Consider the following 232-nt stretch of genomic DNA (forward strand, 5'->3'; position numbering starts at 1 on the left):
CGCTGCGGGTGTTCGTCTTCGGCTGCCCCGACGACGCGGACGTCCGCCACCTGGGCCATGTGGTCAACCCGCGCCTGGTGGCGGCGGGCGGCGTGACCCTCCGCGGCCCCGAGGGCTGCCTGTCCCTGCCGGGCCTGGGGGCGGGCACGGAGCGGTACGACCACACGGTGGTCGAGGGCTTCACGGCGACGGGGGGGCCGGTCACGATCCACGGCACGGGCTTCTTCGCGAG

The 232-nt window shown here is 75.9% G+C and carries 1 protein-coding gene; it reads left to right on the forward strand.

Annotated elements, in window-relative coordinates:
• A partial coding sequence (locus KVT45_RS55825) for a peptide deformylase (RefSeq protein WP_217562798.1) occupies window positions 1–232 on the forward strand: 232 nt, incomplete at both ends.

The organism is Streptomyces sp. GbtcB6, from assembly GCF_019091475.1.
In the GTDB taxonomy this organism is placed as follows: domain Bacteria; phylum Actinomycetota; class Actinomycetes; order Streptomycetales; family Streptomycetaceae; genus Streptomyces; species Streptomyces hyaluromycini.